We start from the raw sequence: 14,135 nt of genomic DNA, 5'->3' as shown, positions 1-14,135 counted from the left end.
TCAAAATAAAAAAAACCAGCGACCTAAGCGCTGGTTTTTTTCATCACATTCGCAGTTTTTAAAGTGATAGCTCTAACACTAATAATTCTTCTATTGTTTGGCGACGGCGAATTAATTGCGGTTTACCCTCAACAAACATCACCTCTGGTAATAATGGGCGGCTATTATAGTTTGAAGACATCGATGCGCCGTAGGCGCCTGTGTCGTGGAAAACCAAATAATCCCCTACTTTGACCTCAGGTAACGCGCGAGTCACTACAAGCCCGCCTTCAAGCTGAGTAAATACATCACCAGATTCACATAAAGGGCCTGCGATGATGGTGTCTTTTAGTTGTGACTCATCCGCTGCGCTTCCATCCGCCGGTAAAACTGAAATATGATGATAACTGCCGTACATCGCTGGGCGCATTAAATCATTAAAACCACTGTCGACTAGGACATAATGACGGCTGCCCATATCTTTAACAGCACGCACTTCCGCCAGCAAAACGCCCGATTCTGCAACTAAATAGCGACCCGGTTCGATTTCAAGTTCAATTGCGTGTCCTAGATGCTGTGCTATGCGCTGGCGCGCGTTATCCCATAGACTATAATAATGCTGCACATCGATTAATTCATCGCCTTCACGGTAAGGTGTCGATAACCCACCACCCGCTGAAATAGCATGAAGATCCACACCAGCAGTTGTCACCAGCGCCACCATCGAATCACATACATCTGCAAGATGTTGATAATCAACACCTGAACCAATGTGCATATGAATACCGATCAACGATAAATTGTAATGACGAATTTTCTCAAGTGCAGCTGGCAAATCTTCATGCCAAATGCCGTGTTTGCTGTTTTCACCGCCAGTATTGGTTTTTTGGCTATGACCATGACCAAAGCCTGGGTTAATACGCAGCCAAACTGGGTGCCCCGCTTTTTGCTGACCAATTTGGTCGAGCATATCAATTGAGCCTGCATTGACAGGTATATCCAGCTCCGTCACTTTAGCCAGTGTGGCTCTATCAAGCACGTCCGCAGTAAACACAATTTCTGAATTTTCACGACCCGGCTTGAACCCCGCCACCAGCGCACGTTCGATTTCCCCTAAAGAAACTGAATCGACTTTCACGCCCTGCTCTCTCATTAAGCGCAAAATGTGGATATTTGAACTGGCTTTTTGTGCAAAGCGCACCGTATCAAAGACTTGTAATTGCTTAATACGCTCAATGATGACTGCACTGTCATATACCCAAACAGGAGTACCATATTGTGCTGGTAGCGCGCGTAAATATTCAGGGGTTAAATACTGGCTTGAAGTGGTTGCGAATGAAGTCATTATGTTTCTCGTTTGCAAGTTTTTATTATATTAAAGTCTATTATTCAGAGAAAAGATGGGAAAAAAAATATCCATTTTGCTAAAGTCTATTCATATTTGATATAGCTTTAATTTTGAGGTGAGAAATGCAAGCCATTTCGTGGCGACATATTGAGATATTTCGTGCTGTGATGACCGCTCCTAACTTGACGGAAGCCGCGGCATTGCTGAATACTTCACAGCCGACCATTAGCCGTGAACTGGCTCGCCTTGAGCATTTACTGCAATTTAAGCTATTTGATCGCGTCAAAGGACGCTTGCAACCCACCGCGCAAGGGCTGCGATTTTTAGAAGAAGTTGAACGTTCTTATTATGGATTAGAGCGCATCAAAAACTCGGCAGAAACAATACGCCGTTTTGAACATGCCCAAATTTCAGTGACTTGCTTACCCGCTTTTGCTCAATCCCTTTTGCCGTCAGTCTGCCAATCTTTTATGGAAAACTACCCCGATGTCAGTATCACCGTGATCCCTCAGGAATCTCCTGTCCTTGAAGAGTGGCTTTCAGCCCAGCGCTATGACTTTGGTTTAACAGAACATTTGCAAATGCCACCTGGTACTGAGCAACAAACCCTTGGAAGTTTAAATGAAGTGTGTGTGTTACCTGCGGGACACCCTCTCACACAAAAAAAGGTCTTAACCCCCAGCGATTTTCAGCATCAGCGGTTTATTAGTTTGTCTTTAACTGACAGCTACCGCCAATTAATTGACTCAACATTTGCGGAGCAGCAAATTGACCGAAAAATGGTGATGGAGACGCATTCTGCCTCGTCTATTTGTGCGATGGCTCTAAAAGGCATTGGAATTTCCATTGTTAACCCACTAACAGCGTTGGATTTCCACCAGCAATCTTCAGGTAAGCTGGCTCTGCGCCCTTTAAGCTTTTCAATCCCATTTACAGTCAGTTTAATTAGGCCTATTCACCGGCCATCATCGCAACTCACTGATATTTTCACACAACACTTAAAAAAACAATTTAACCAGATTGAACAGCATTTAGCGTTGGCCTTGCTGCATCAGTGATAACCAATGGGGCGAAGTACTAAACCAGTTAGCAAGGTAATCAATCACTGCACGTAGTGAAGTTGGCATTTTTTGTCGACTGGTATACACAGCGTAAATACCTAATGGCATTGGTGTGTAATCAGGTAATAATTGAATTAATTCACCTGAATCCAAATACTTTGCTACTGAATAATAAGGCTGCATAGAAATACCAGCCCCATTTAAGGTCGCTTCGGCGATAAAAACAGACTCATTGGCACTCAATCTTCCATCCACTAACACTGTGTGTTGTTCCCCCTCTTTTTCAAACGCCCATAAACTACGGCCAAAGAAGTTATAGGTTAGGCAATCCATTAAAGCTAAATCTGCTGGTTTTGCTGGTCGCGTTTTTCCTTCCAAAAAACGGGGGGATGCACAGATCACGGAATAACAAGTTGAAAGTGGTTTGGCAATCAGGCTTGGTTCTAGCTGGTTAGTAATACGGATCGCTAAATCAATTCTTTCCTCAATAAGGTTCACCGATTTATTCGAGATTTGCATATCAATCGCCATATTGGGGTACTGTTGCATAAACTCGGTTATTGCAATAGAAAGTGCGCTTTGGGCAATAGATTGTGAACAACTAATGCGTACTAGCCCTGATAGTGCTTGGTTATCATGCTCTTGTTGCACAGGCACGGTTTGTGAAATCGCATTTAGCTGTAATGATTGTTGGTAAACTCCCTCCCCCGCCGAGGTTAAACTAAGCCGCCTTGTTGTACGGTTTAATAACCGAACCCCCGCCCATTGTTCCATCTCAGATAAATAGCGCGTCACCATCGCGCGAGACATATCTAGCTTATCTGCCGCACGACTTAGACTGCCACTTTCCACAATAGTGATAAACACTTCTACTGCTTTTAATCTATCCATAACTCACCAATTCGATCGATTTATGCAACAAATAAAGCCTAATTATGCTGTTTTTCCCAGCATTATTACAATCTAATATACACACCAAGCCAAACAACGCTTACCTACATCACTTAATTTTAGGATATAAAAATGAAACTCACCTTATTAGCAGCAACGACATTATTCGCAACTACTATGCACATGGCACAGGCTGAAAAGCTCACATTAGATGTGTATAACCCAGGCCATAACAGTGTTTTCCCTGTTTCTTCTGAAATTATTAGCGGCCCAACTGAAGTGGTTTTAATTGACGCTCAGTTTCAAAACAACGACGCACAAAAATTAGTCGATAAAATCCAAAAGCTGAATAAAAAATTAACAACCATTTATATTAGCCATTCAGACCCTGATTATTATTTTGGGTTAGAAACACTGACAAAAGCCTTCCCTGAAGCAAAAGTGGTTGCAACTGCCGAAACAGTTCAAGCCATTAATGCAACTAAAGATGGCAAACTGGCCTATTGGGGTGGAGAGTTAAAAAATGAAGCGCCAAAACATGTTATTGTTCCTGAAGTCATTAAAGGGAATAGCTTTACCGTTGATGGTGAAAAATTAGAGATTAAAGGCCTCGATGGTGCATCACCAGACAGAACGTATGTGTGGGTGCCCTCTTTAAAAGCGGTCGTGGGTGGCGTATTAGTTTACGATAACCTCCATGTATGGGTGGCAGATACCCAAACTGAAGTTTCACGCCATAACTGGCAACAAGCTTTAGAAAGTATTAAAGCACTTAAACCCGAAACTGTTGTACCAGGGCATTTTACTGGCAATTCTAAGTTTGATATTGGCACCGTTACATTTACTCAGCAATATTTAAGCGACTTTGAAACTGCGACAAAAGCAAGCAAAAACGCAGATGAGCTGATTAAAAAAGTAGAAACGCAATACCCTAATTTAGATGAAAAATCGAGCTTAGAGCTAAGTGCCAAAGTGATTAAAGGCGAAATGCAGTGGCCTCAATAAGCCAATAAATTATCCCCTATTTCGTTTGTTTTCGTTCTTCTTGTAACTTATCAATACACATTAAGAACGAAACTCTCTAGTGGGGTACATTACGATACAACCTTAAGTCTATTAAGAATATAATTCAGCGAGACATTATCATGAGCAATATTACCCTACATTATATTTATGACCCTTATTGCGGCTGGTGTTATGCAGCCGCACCATTAATTGAAGTTGCAGCAAAACACCCAAACATTCATATCGAAATGCATGGCGGTGGCATGTTAGCAGGCAGCTCCCGACTGCATTTAGATGATAATTTTCGCCAACACATTATCCAATCAGATAAACGCATAGCGTCAATGACAGGGCAAGTTTTTGGTGACGATTACCTCAAAATGCTGCATGAACCTAACTTCATTATGGACTCAGCAATACCGCAAACCGCGATATTAGCAGCAACAAAGCAAGGGAAAGGCTTAGAGATGCTAAAGGTAATCCAAAAAGCTCACTATATTTCAGGTCGCCACATTAATGACACCGCTGTCCTATTAGATTTAGCGCAAAACATTGGACTGAATGCAGCTCAATACGCCATGGATTATGCACAATGTGAGCAAGGTGAAACGATGTCTCACATTCAAGGGAGTAAAACACTCTTAGCGCAATCGGGTGCATCTGGCTTCCCTACATTGCTGATTCAGCAACAAGAACAGTGGCTACGGGTTCCATTGCAAAATTACCTCGGCGCCCCTGAAAAATGGCAGCAATTCTTAGATACCATGGTGAATGCTGCTAAATAACCAAATGAGCAAATAACTTGGCTGTGTAATGCACCTATAACTGAATAAGTGATAAATACAGCCAAATACTCGCACTCGCCAAAATAGCAGGGCCAAAAGGAACCGTTGAACCTCCCACACTGACACTATCCCCACTAATCAAATACGATTTTCCATCAGTAACATTGAATTTAGGTAAAACCCAATACCTTACGCTGTAATGCAATAGCCCTAATGCAGCAGCTAGACCTAAAAAATGCGGTAAGTTGATCATGCCAAGCCATGCAGCGCACGCAGCAATCAGTTTAAAGTCACCCCGCCCCATTTGTGGTTGTTTTTTGATTTTTTCCATCACCGTGGTCAATGCAAGGATAGCAATATAAGCCATCACAACAGCATAAATGGCCGAAACAACATTCCCCGCAGGCGAACCTATTTGATATAACAACCCGATGAACAAGGATGGAAAAGTGAGTACATCTGGTAAATACCCTGTTTTATAATCAATAATAAATAGTAAAACGGTGAAATTTAAAAACACAAAAGAAAATAGAATAATAAGTAAATGACTAAAAGAGTAAAAAACCACAAACCCTAATATTGAATAAATGAATAGCAATGAAAAATAACCAACTTCAATTGGTGGTAATTTGAAATATTTTTCAGGAATATAAAGCAATAACTTACGACTCAATATTACCGATAATGCCACCAAGATTAAAACCAGATAAATTTTCTTATTTACCATAACATTAGATAAATTAACATAAAAGCAGCCCCACTCTGCCTTCAGTTTAAATAAAATAATCATTATTTCATTAAATATGAAAACGAATTTTTCTAAAATAGAACACCATAAGTCGAGCATATTAACCCCTTATTCCATTATGGAGAGAAAAATAAATATACTGAGAAAAATTCACAACCTAAACACTTTAATTCCGTTCAATATAATCAGTTTATTCGATCCTAAATTTTTTCTTTTGATTTATCAGCCATGTCTAATTTAGTAACGATGGCACAGACGTACTATAAAAGCCTTTTTTTTCGTTATAAACTAGGCTACAGAGCTTGAGTTTTTTGATTCAATCCCCATATTCACCAGAGTTATCATTTTAATTAATTAAGTCTGTACTAAGGAAACGTCATGCGCATTCCACGCATTTATCACCCTGAGCTAATACAAACCAATACAACCATTCCGCTTGGTGATGATGCAGCAAACCATGTGGGCAGAGTTCTTCGCATGACAGCAGGCCAAAAGCTTGAGCTTTTTGATGGTAGCAACCAAACGTTTAATGCCGAGATTACGGAAGCTTCAAAGAAACACGTTCTGGTCTATATTGAAAGTGGCAACCTTGATGACAGAGAATCCCCCCTCGACTTGCATTTAGGTCAAGTCATGTCCCGTGGGGAAAAAATGGAATTCACTATTCAAAAATCCGTTGAATTGGGCGTAAATACTATTACCCCTTTAATTTCTGAACGTTGCGGTGTGCGTTTAGACGGTGAGCGACTTGAAAAAAAATTACTGCAATGGCAAAAAATTGCGATTGCAGCTTGTGAGCAATGTGGTCGAAACCGTATCCCCGAAATTCGCCCTGTACAAAGCCTTGAAGCTTGGTGTGCAGAGGATGACGGTGCATTTAAAGTCAATCTTCACCCAAGAGCGACAGAAAGCATCAACACCTTACCGACTGAATTAAAAAAAGTAAGACTGCTGATTGGCCCAGAAGGTGGGCTTTCAGCGGATGAAATTGCCATGACAGCGAATTATCAATTTACCGATATCCTGTTAGGCCCTAGAGTACTTAGAACAGAAACGACTGCGCTAACCGCTATCACTGCACTGCAAGTGCGCTTAGGTGATCTGGGTTAAGGAGAAAAAATGATCAAGCTCGGTATAGTGATGGATCCTATTTCATCCATCAAAATTAAGAAAGACACCAGTTTTGCAATGATGTTGGAAGCTCAGCGTCGTGGTTACGAAATCCATTATATGGAAATGAATGACCTCTATTTGCACCAAGGTGAAGCTCGCGCACAAACTAAAATTGTTACGGTCGAAGAAAACCCAGCCAAATGGTACGAATTCCATGGGGAGCAAGATATTGCTCTCGGTTCCCTTGACGCCATTTTAATGCGCAAAGACCCACCGTTCGATACCGAATTTATTTACGCAACGTATATTTTAGAACGCGCTGAACAAGCGGGCTCATTGATTGTGAATAAACCGCAAAGCCTGCGTGACTGTAATGAAAAATTATTCACCGCTTGGTTCCCTGAATTAACGCCAGACACGTTAGTGACTCGTAGCCCACAAAAATTAAGAGAATTCCATCAAAAACATGGGGATGTGATTTTTAAACCCCTTGATGGGATGGGCGGCGCATCAATTTTCCGTTTGAAACAAGATGACCCTAACGTAGGCGTGATCATTGAAACACTGACAGAACACAGCTCCCGTTATTGTATGGCGCAAAACTTTTTGCCTGCCATTAAAGAGGGTGACAAACGCGTGCTCGTCGTTGATGGTGAACCTGTGCCATATTGCTTAGCTCGCATCCCTGCGCAAGGCGAAACACGGGGTAACTTAGCGGCGGGTGGCCGTGGTGAAGCACGTCCTTTAACAGAAAGTGATTGGGCGATTGCACGTGCCGTTGCGCCAACATTGAAAGAAAAAGGTTTAGTTTTCGTTGGGTTAGATATTATTGGTGATCGCCTGACTGAAATTAACGTCACCAGCCCGACCTGTGCTCGTGAAATCGAAGCTGCTTTTGATATTTCTATCACGGGTATGTTGATGGATGCCATTGAGCGTCGTTTGAAAAAATAAATCATACAATGGCTAAAAGGGCAGTTTTCGCCTTTTTAGCCACTGAATTAAGTAAAAATGAATGGAGTTTAAGTTTGAATCTACAAAACCATTTTCTTATCGCTATGCCATCCCTTACAGATCCTTATTTTGAGCAATCTGTGGTGTATGTGTGTGAGCACAACGAAAAAGGCGCAATGGGTTTAGTCATTAATAAACCCATTGATGATTTCTCAGTCGATACTATGTTGAAAAAGCTCGAAATTACGATATCGGATAAAGTGAATAAACGTAATTTGCAACGCCCTGTCATTGCAGGTGGCCCTGTCGCAGAAGAGCATGGTTTTATCTTACATACGCCAATTGGTGGCTTTTTATCGAGCCTGCATCTTAATGATGAGGTGATGGTCACCACTTCAAAAGATATCTTAGAAACCCTTGGTAGTGATCAATCGCCGGAAAACTCTTTAGTAACCTTAGGTTACTCCAGTTGGGAGCCAGGGCAATTAGAACGGGAAATCATGGAAAATAGCTGGTTGACGGTTGAAGCCACCCCGAAGCTCATTTTTGATACGCCTATTAACGAACGCTGGGCTGCCGCCGCAAATTTACTTGGCGTAAATATTCATACGATTTCCATGCAAGCGGGGCATGCATAATGTCAGGAAGAACACTATTAGCCTTTGATTTCGGGACAAAAAGTATTGGTGTTGCGATTGGACAAGAAATCACTGGCACAGCACGCCCATTAACGTCTCTCAAAGCGAGCGATGGCCGCCCTGATTGGCAACAAATTGAAAAGTTACTTAAAGAATGGCTTCCACAATTGGTTATTGTCGGCCTTCCCCTTAATATGGATGGCACGGAGCAACTGGTCACCAGCCAAGCACGTAACTTTGCTAATCGCATTCATGGCCGTTTTGGTGTCAAAGTCGAGTTGCATGATGAACGACTTTCCACTGTTGAAGCAAAAGCAGGTTTATTTGAACAAGGTGGCTACCGCGCGTTAAGCAAAGGAAAAGTGGATTCAGCCTCCGCGGTGGTGATCCTTGAAAGCTGGTTTGAGCAACATAGTTAATTTTGCCCAATTTTGCAGTTATTTTTCACGGAAACCTCATGCAGAGGTGCCGTTCTAACACGATTTGCTTTACACTATGGTCAACAGTCGCTATTCATGCATACCATGAATAAAATAGTTTTGAATTAAACCATAATGAATAAACACATGACCATTCAAAATAATATCTCTGATGTTACCGCACGTATTCAAACTGCTGCCGAAGAATGTCATCGTTCCCCCCAAGACATTACGCTGCTGGCTGTCAGTAAAACCAAGCCTTGTGAGGCTATTTTAGAGGCCATTGAAGCAGGCCAACGCCAATTTGGTGAAAATTACGTCCAAGAAGGCGTTGAAAAAATCCAATATTTCGCGGATAGAACTGACCTTGTTTGGCATTTTATCGGCCCATTACAATCGAATAAAAGCCGTTTAGTAGCTGAACATTTTGATTGGTTCCACACGCTCGACAGAGCCAAAATTGCTCAGCGCCTGAATGACCAACGCCCTAGCGATAAAGCGCCATTAAATGTCCTCATCCAAATTAATATTAGCGATGAAAACAGCAAATCTGGCATAACGTTAAACAACGTTGCAGAACTTGCAGCCCAAGTTGCAGTGATGCCAAACCTTGTATTGCGGGGTTTAATGACGATCCCTGCTCCTGAAACAGACTATGACCGTCAATGCGAAGCATTTCGTCAAATGGACAACGCATTTAAACAATTACAAGCGATTTACCCAACTGTCGATACGCTGTCGATGGGAATGACTGACGATATGCGTGCGGCCATTCACTACGGTTCAACCCTTGTGCGTATAGGAACCGCGATTTTTGGCGCACGCCAATATCATCAATAATAAAGGAGAACAGAATGCAACACCGTAAAATTGCTTTCATCGGTGCCGGAAATATGGCTCATGCAATCATTGCAGGGCTGGTTGGCCACGGTTACCCCGCCTCGATGATCACCGTTTGTTCTCCAACACCAGTGCGTCGCGACAAAATAGCTGCACAATATGGCATTATTAGCAGTGATGATAACCTTGCCGCTGTTAAACACGCCGATGTCATTGTATTAGCAGTCAAACCACAAATGATGAAAGACGTTTGTGAGCCACTGCAAAACGCCACTGATTTTGATAACAAACTGGTGTTAACCATTGCAGCCGGTATCCCTGCTGAGCGCTATAACGATTATTTTGCGCATCAATTGAATTTAGTGCGCATCATGCCAAATACCCCATCTTTGGTTGGTAAAGGTGTGAGTGGGTTATTTGCACAGGCCAAGGTGACTGAGCAAGACAAACAATTTGCACAGGAATTAATGCAAAGTGTCGGTTCAACAATTTGGTGTCAAAAAGAGCAAGAGATCAATAACATCATTGCAATTACTGGTAGCTCCCCTGCTTATTTCTTCCTGCTTATGGAAGCGATGCAACAAAAAGCGGAACAACTTGGCTATGATGCAGAACAAGCGCGTGAATTAGTGTTGAATGCCATTGAAGGTTCCGTTGAACTGGCAAAATCCCAGCACGACACCGCTTTTTCAACCTTACGTGAACAAGTCACCTCTAAAGGCGGTACCACCGCGATGGCTTTAGAGCAATTTTACAATGATAACCTTCCGCAAACTGTTGCTAACGCGATGCAAAGCGCCATCAACAGAGCAGAAGAAATGGAAAAACTTTTTTAATTAATCGCGGAATTCACCATGCAGACTTTAGTATTTGTCGTTACCACCTTGATCCAGCTCTATATTTTTGTGTTATTACTCCGCGTTTGGATGCAGTGCGTTCGTGCGGATTTCTATAACCCATTTTCCAAGTTCGTAGTCAAAGCCACACAGCCTATCGTCGCACCGCTACGCCGTGTGATCCCTGCGATTCGCTCAATCGATACCGCATCGGTTGTTGTTGCCTTTGTTTTAGCCATTGCAGCGATTATTTTTGGTATGTGGGCAACTAACTTACTGCCTATCTTAGGCGTGACTGTTCTTCCGATGGGGATCATTTTACTTCTGACATACGCAGGTAAATTGATTTTCTGGATGATATTGATCCGCGCAATTTTGAGCTGGGTAAGCCAAGGCCGTAATCCTGTTGATTATTTATTATATCAATTAACTGAACCGTTAATGGCGCCAATTCGCCGTATTATCCCAGCAATGGGTGGGTTAGATTTCTCCGCAATGATTGTGATGTTTATCTTAATCGCTCTGAATTATTTGCGTGTGGACATTTCCCTGATGATTGACCCATCATTGACCGCGATGATGTATTCTATTGGTATTATGTAAAACGAGTTTTAAACGATGCAAAAAGTTGTTTTAGCCACCGGTAATCCGGGTAAAATGAATGAATTAGCCGACTTACTTCGCGATTTCGGTATGGATATCGTTGCACAAACGTCATTAGGCGTTGAATCTGCGGAAGAAACAGGCTTAACCTTTATTGAAAATGCCATTCTGAAAGCTCGGCACGCAGCGGCACAAACGGGTTTACCCGCCATTGCCGATGACTCAGGGATTTCGGTTGATGCCCTTGGTGGCGCACCGGGGATTTACTCAGCCCGCTACGCTGGTGAAGAAGCAACAGATGAGCAAAACCTCGTAAAACTACTGGAAGCCATGAAAAATGTGCCTGATGACCAACGTCAGGCGCAATTTAACTGCGTGTTAGTTTATTTGCGCCACGCCGAAGACCCGACACCATTAGTCTTCCATGGCCGCTGGCACGGTATCATCACCCGTGAGCGCAAAGGCCAAGGCGGCTTTGGTTACGACCCTATCTTTTACGTACCCGAGCTTGGCTGTACCTCCGCTGAATTAAGCAAAGCAGAAAAGCAAGCCGTATCCCATCGTGGTAAAGCCTTAGCAATGATGTTGGATGCCCTGAAGAATGCATAAGTTGCCACCACTGAGCTTGTATATCCATATTCCGTGGTGTGTGCAAAAGTGCCCATATTGCGATTTCAATTCGCATACTCTAAAAGGGGAGATCCCACAAAAAGAGTATGTTGAGCACTTATTAGCTGACTTAGACGTTGATGCAAAACTAATTGGCGAGCGCCCCGTTAAAACCATTTTTATTGGAGGGGGAACACCGAGTTTGCTGACGGCAGAAGCCATGCAAGCATTAATGGATGGGGTTCGCGCTCGGGTTCGATTAGACCCGAACGCAGAAGTCACGATGGAAGCCAACCCCGGAACCGTAGAAGCAGACCGATTCTCAGGCTACCAAGCAGCTGGTATCAACCGTATTTCAATCGGTGTACAAAGCTTTGGCAACGATAAACTGATCACGTTAGGGCGCATTCATGGCCCTGATGAAGCAAAACGTGCAGCAAAACTGGCCACTAACCTCAAGTTACGTAGCTTCAACCTTGATTTAATGCATGGCTTACCCGCACAAACACGAGATGAAGGTTTGTCAGATTTAAAACAAGCGATTGAACTTGCACCACCCCATTTGTCTTGGTATCAGCTGACTATTGAACCCAACACGCAATTTGGTTCAAGGCCACCGACGCTGCCTGATGACGACACCTTGTGGGATATTTACACTGAAGGTCACAAGTTATTAAGTGCAGCAGGTTATGTACAGTATGAAACCTCAGCCTATGCAAAGCCGGGGTATCAGTGTGAACACAACCTCAATTACTGGCGCTTTGGGGATTACCTCGGTATTGGTTGTGGTGCTCACGGCAAAATTACCTTTGAAGATGGGCGAATTTTACGTACGGTAAAAACCAAACACCCTCGGGGCTATATGGAAGGTCGATACATCCACCAGTCTTATGATGTTGAAGCCGAAGATAAACCATTTGAATATTTCATGAACCGCTTTCGGTTACTTGAAGCCATGCCCCGTCAAGAGTTTACCCAATACACGAGTTTGCCTGAATCAACCGTAAGGTCTGCCCTTGATGAAGCCTTAGCCAAGGGTTATATCACTGAAACCGATGATGAATGGCAAATTACAGAACATGGAAAATTATTCTTAAACTCGCTGTTGGAACTCTTTTTAGGCGAAGAATAACAGAACCAATCAGTGAAATGATGAAAGCCCGCGAGATAACTCAGCGGGCTTTTTATTAGAGATAAAAATCAAATCGACAAAAATAACAATAAGGGTATTTCATATTGCCGCCATCACAAAAATAGCGGCAGATATTCATTAAAGCGCGTTAACAACAGCATTAACTTGTTCTGTTAAGCTGACAAAACCACCACCTGATAAATACCACAGGTCAGATTGCAAGTAAGTGATTTTACCGTCTTTGTATGCTTTGGTTTCTTGGATATTGCTGTCTTCAAAGACCGTTTTTTCTAATTTACCTGCGCCGATAGCTTCACTACGGTCAACAATTAAGATGACATCTGGGTTTGCTTGCGCAATGGCCTTGGTATCGACAACACGGCGTTTTGATTTATCCGCATTTTCATCAATTTGCAACTCTGCACGCTGCGCTTTTACTACGTCATAAACCACGGCTTGGTTACTTGGAATTAATTTGCCATCGTTGTGCATTAACACTAAGACTTTCTTCTTAGAATCTGCCGCTTTTTTCTGAGCGTCAGCGATGGTTTTATCTAATTGAACGATTTGTTCATCAACGGCTTTTTGGTTACCGTATAAATCGCCAATCACCGCAAAATTCGCTTTGACTGATTCAATATAATGTTTGCTGTCAGACCCTAAATTAATCGTTGGGGCGATTTTGGATAATGCTTCGTATGACTTCCCTTGACGACCTGTGATGATGATTAAATCGGGTTTTAACTGTTCTATTTTAGCCAGGTCAGGTTGTTTCATGCCACCCGCATTTTCCATTGATGCAGGAATGCTGCCTTTCACATAAGCAGGCGCATTTGCCGTTGGTAAAGCCACCACGTTATCGCCTAAACCAAGTTTCTGCATTGAGTCGTATACACCAAAATCAAATAAAACCACTTTTTTGGGGTTTTTAACGACTTCTGTTTCACCCGAAATATGCTTAATCATCACTTTTTCAGCGCCTTGCGCAGTGACAGAATTTGGAGTGAAAGCAGTAGATTCAGCGCCAAGCGCAAAAGGAGCAGAGAATGACAATACAGAAACAAGTAAAGCAGGAATGAACTTTTTCATTTAAACGATCCCAATTAAGTCATTAAGCCAAACCCGCATTGTAAAGACCGAGACTTATATGTCAATCAAATAAGAATCAATTTCA

The 14,135-nt window shown here is 42.5% G+C and carries 16 protein-coding genes; 12 read left to right on the top strand and 4 right to left on the bottom strand.

All coding sequences use genetic code 11. The features are described 5' to 3' along the window. Positions 1-58: 58 nt before the first annotated feature. Complete coding sequence (lysA, locus tag AC4IFT_RS18070; RefSeq protein WP_490752173.1) at positions 59-1,324, bottom strand: diaminopimelate decarboxylase; 1,266 nt, start codon at positions 1,322-1,324, stop codon at positions 59-61. Positions 1,325-1,449: 125 nt separating this feature from the next. Here lysA and AC4IFT_RS18065 point away from each other — a divergent pair, with 125 nt between their 5' ends. Further along, positions 1,450-2,385 (top strand): LysR family transcriptional regulator, encoded by a 936-nt coding sequence (locus AC4IFT_RS18065; protein ID WP_490731999.1) that lies wholly within the window; start codon positions 1,450-1,452, stop codon positions 2,383-2,385. On the opposite strand, the gene AC4IFT_RS18060 is transcribed toward AC4IFT_RS18065, so the two are convergent. Beyond that, a complete protein-coding gene (locus AC4IFT_RS18060) occupies positions 2,359-3,279 on the bottom strand; it encodes a LysR family transcriptional regulator (RefSeq protein WP_490731997.1) in 921 nt (306 codons plus the stop codon). The two genes, AC4IFT_RS18065 and AC4IFT_RS18060, sit on opposite strands and share 27 nt — an antisense overlap. A gap of 132 nt (positions 3,280-3,411) precedes the next feature. On the opposite strand from AC4IFT_RS18060, the gene AC4IFT_RS18055 reads away from it, so the two are divergent. Both AC4IFT_RS18055 and AC4IFT_RS18050 read left to right on the top strand, forming a co-directional pair. Beyond that, positions 3,412-4,284 carry an MBL fold metallo-hydrolase gene (locus AC4IFT_RS18055; protein WP_490752171.1) on the top strand — a complete coding sequence of 291 codons (873 nt, stop codon included), beginning with the start codon at positions 3,412-3,414 and terminating at the stop codon, positions 4,282-4,284. Between the two features lie 140 nt (positions 4,285-4,424). Further along, positions 4,425-5,069 carry a DsbA family protein gene (locus AC4IFT_RS18050; RefSeq protein ID WP_490752169.1) on the top strand — a complete coding sequence of 215 codons (645 nt, stop codon included), beginning with the start codon at positions 4,425-4,427 and terminating at the stop codon, positions 5,067-5,069. Positions 5,070-5,103: 34 nt separating this feature from the next. Here AC4IFT_RS18050 and AC4IFT_RS18045 read toward each other — a convergent pair whose 3' ends face one another. Next, a complete protein-coding gene (locus tag AC4IFT_RS18045; RefSeq protein WP_490752167.1) occupies positions 5,104-5,916 on the bottom strand; it encodes a prepilin peptidase in 813 nt (270 codons plus the stop codon). Positions 5,917-6,195: 279 nt separating this feature from the next. On the opposite strand from AC4IFT_RS18045, the gene rsmE reads away from it, so the two are divergent. From rsmE to hemW, 9 genes are all read left to right on the top strand, one after another. Further along, positions 6,196-6,927 carry a 16S rRNA (uracil(1498)-N(3))-methyltransferase gene (gene rsmE, locus AC4IFT_RS18040; protein WP_490731991.1) on the top strand — a complete coding sequence of 244 codons (732 nt, stop codon included), beginning with the start codon at positions 6,196-6,198 and terminating at the stop codon, positions 6,925-6,927. Between the two features lie 9 nt (positions 6,928-6,936). After that, positions 6,937-7,884: a glutathione synthase gene (gene gshB / locus AC4IFT_RS18035; protein WP_206084735.1), complete on the top strand. Its 948-nt coding sequence runs from the start codon at positions 6,937-6,939 to the stop codon at positions 7,882-7,884. Positions 7,885-7,958: 74 nt separating this feature from the next. Continuing rightward, positions 7,959-8,522 carry a YqgE/AlgH family protein gene (locus tag AC4IFT_RS18030; RefSeq protein ID WP_219245916.1) on the top strand — a complete coding sequence of 188 codons (564 nt, stop codon included), beginning with the start codon at positions 7,959-7,961 and terminating at the stop codon, positions 8,520-8,522. Beyond that, positions 8,522-8,941: a Holliday junction resolvase RuvX gene (gene ruvX, locus AC4IFT_RS18025; protein ID WP_206084733.1), complete on the top strand. Its 420-nt coding sequence runs from the start codon at positions 8,522-8,524 to the stop codon at positions 8,939-8,941. Before AC4IFT_RS18030 ends, ruvX begins: the two co-directional genes overlap by 1 nt. Positions 8,942-9,088: 147 nt before the next feature. Next, entirely contained in the window at positions 9,089-9,781 is a 693-nt protein-coding gene (locus AC4IFT_RS18020) for a YggS family pyridoxal phosphate-dependent enzyme (RefSeq protein ID WP_490752165.1), read from the top strand. A 14-nt stretch (positions 9,782-9,795) separates the two neighbouring features. Further along, positions 9,796-10,617: a pyrroline-5-carboxylate reductase gene (proC, locus tag AC4IFT_RS18015; RefSeq protein WP_490752163.1), complete on the top strand. Its 822-nt coding sequence runs from the start codon at positions 9,796-9,798 to the stop codon at positions 10,615-10,617. 18 nt (positions 10,618-10,635) lie between these two features. After that, the gene (locus AC4IFT_RS18010; RefSeq protein ID WP_490731984.1) at positions 10,636-11,220 is read left to right on the top strand and encodes a YggT family protein; all 585 of its coding nucleotides are present in this window, start codon (positions 10,636-10,638) and stop codon (positions 11,218-11,220) included. A 15-nt stretch (positions 11,221-11,235) separates the two neighbouring features. Next, the gene (rdgB, locus tag AC4IFT_RS18005) at positions 11,236-11,829 is read left to right on the top strand and encodes an RdgB/HAM1 family non-canonical purine NTP pyrophosphatase (protein ID WP_490752162.1); all 594 of its coding nucleotides are present in this window, start codon (positions 11,236-11,238) and stop codon (positions 11,827-11,829) included. Next, positions 11,822-12,961, top strand: a complete 1,140-nt coding sequence (hemW, locus tag AC4IFT_RS18000) for a radical SAM family heme chaperone HemW (RefSeq protein WP_490752160.1) — start codon at positions 11,822-11,824, stop codon at positions 12,959-12,961. Before rdgB ends, hemW begins: the two co-directional genes overlap by 8 nt. A 138-nt stretch (positions 12,962-13,099) precedes the next feature. Here the strand turns inward: hemW and AC4IFT_RS17995 are convergent, their stop codons facing one another. Then, complete coding sequence (locus tag AC4IFT_RS17995) at positions 13,100-14,050, bottom strand: siderophore ABC transporter substrate-binding protein (protein WP_490752159.1); 951 nt, start codon at positions 14,048-14,050, stop codon at positions 13,100-13,102. Between the last annotated feature and the right edge of the window lie 85 nt (positions 14,051-14,135).

Source organism: Providencia sp. UF-183 (genome assembly GCF_058246155.1).
Note: the sequence above shows the minus strand (reverse complement) of the source record. Positions and strands in the feature narration are given on the sequence as shown.

What these genes read in the sequence shown, in the direction of transcription:
- ruvX (WP_206084733.1), top strand. Translation starts at nt 8,522, where the DNA reads ATGTCAGGAAGAACACTATTAGCCTTTGATTTCGGGACAAAAAGTATT.
- AC4IFT_RS18065 (WP_490731999.1), top strand. Translation starts at nt 1,450, where the DNA reads ATGCAAGCCATTTCGTGGCGACATATTGAGATATTTCGTGCTGTGATG.
- AC4IFT_RS18045 (WP_490752167.1), bottom strand. Translation starts at nt 5,916, where the DNA reads ATGCTCGACTTATGGTGTTCTATTTTAGAAAAATTCGTTTTCATATTT.
- hemW (WP_490752160.1), top strand. Translation starts at nt 11,822, where the DNA reads ATGCATAAGTTGCCACCACTGAGCTTGTATATCCATATTCCGTGGTGT.
- AC4IFT_RS17995 (WP_490752159.1), bottom strand. Translation starts at nt 14,050, where the DNA reads ATGAAAAAGTTCATTCCTGCTTTACTTGTTTCTGTATTGTCATTCTCT.
- AC4IFT_RS18055 (WP_490752171.1), top strand. Translation starts at nt 3,412, where the DNA reads ATGAAACTCACCTTATTAGCAGCAACGACATTATTCGCAACTACTATG.
- lysA (WP_490752173.1), bottom strand. Translation starts at nt 1,324, where the DNA reads ATGACTTCATTCGCAACCACTTCAAGCCAGTATTTAACCCCTGAATAT.
- AC4IFT_RS18010 (WP_490731984.1), top strand. Translation starts at nt 10,636, where the DNA reads ATGCAGACTTTAGTATTTGTCGTTACCACCTTGATCCAGCTCTATATT.
- rdgB (WP_490752162.1), top strand. Translation starts at nt 11,236, where the DNA reads ATGCAAAAAGTTGTTTTAGCCACCGGTAATCCGGGTAAAATGAATGAA.
- gshB (WP_206084735.1), top strand. Translation starts at nt 6,937, where the DNA reads ATGATCAAGCTCGGTATAGTGATGGATCCTATTTCATCCATCAAAATT.
- proC (WP_490752163.1), top strand. Translation starts at nt 9,796, where the DNA reads ATGCAACACCGTAAAATTGCTTTCATCGGTGCCGGAAATATGGCTCAT.
- AC4IFT_RS18060 (WP_490731997.1), bottom strand. Translation starts at nt 3,279, where the DNA reads ATGGATAGATTAAAAGCAGTAGAAGTGTTTATCACTATTGTGGAAAGT.
- rsmE (WP_490731991.1), top strand. Translation starts at nt 6,196, where the DNA reads ATGCGCATTCCACGCATTTATCACCCTGAGCTAATACAAACCAATACA.
- AC4IFT_RS18050 (WP_490752169.1), top strand. Translation starts at nt 4,425, where the DNA reads ATGAGCAATATTACCCTACATTATATTTATGACCCTTATTGCGGCTGG.
- AC4IFT_RS18020 (WP_490752165.1), top strand. Translation starts at nt 9,089, where the DNA reads ATGACCATTCAAAATAATATCTCTGATGTTACCGCACGTATTCAAACT.